The sequence below is a fragment of the Maribellus luteus genome (assembly GCF_003576475.1).
In the GTDB taxonomy this organism is placed as follows: Bacteria; Bacteroidota; Bacteroidia; order Bacteroidales; family Prolixibacteraceae; genus Draconibacterium; species Draconibacterium luteum.
In genome coordinates this window covers 1-574 of record NZ_QWGR01000183.1, presented here as the reverse complement: position 1 = coordinate 574, position 574 = coordinate 1, and the positions used below count along the sequence as shown (strand labels likewise).

2 protein-coding genes are annotated in these 574 nt (G+C 66.0%); both read right to left on the bottom strand.

Annotation, left to right across the window (positions count from 1 at the left end):
* Window positions 1-332: dihydrodipicolinate synthase family protein (locus D1614_RS28515; protein ID WP_175579318.1), on the bottom strand; the 332-nt coding region annotated here is incomplete at its 3' end.
* 8 nt (window positions 333-340) lie between these two features.
* Window positions 341-574: hypothetical protein (locus tag D1614_RS28510; RefSeq protein WP_119440522.1), on the bottom strand; the 234-nt coding region annotated here is incomplete at its 5' end.

The following is a 574-nucleotide window of genomic DNA, read 5'->3' as shown; positions in this document are numbered from 1 at the left end:
TGCGAAGGGCAGACGTAATACGGCGGGGGCACGAGGTAGCCGGCGCTGTTCCATCGCTCGTAGTGGCGGATCTGCGCGCATACGTCGCGTGTGTCCGTCGCGCCGACGCCGATCAGAAACGGCGTGCGCTCGCCGCAAGCGTCCGCGATGGTTTCCAAAACGGTGTAGCGCTCGATCTGAGAGAGCAGCGCGGCTTCACCGGTCGTGCCCAGCGCCACGAAGCCCGACACACCGGCGCCCTCGTAATGGCGTACCAGTTGCCGCAGTGCGGCGGTGTCGACCTGTCCATGATGGAACGGCGTGACCAGCGGAATCCAGATTCCTGAGAACATGGCACGCCTCAATGCAGCACAGCATGCGCGCGCCGGTGCGACGTGCGCAGCGGCGTAATGCGGCCCAGCGTGGCGCGCGGCAAGCCATGCAGCAGCGCGTCGATTACCGCATCCACATCTGCGTGAGCCAGTTCGAGATCCACGGTGACCGCTTTGCGGCGCGCGTCATGCCGCACGATGTACAGCCCGAGCGCGTCGCCAAGCAATGCGTGCATCTGCCGCCGAACCGCATGCGGTGTGTC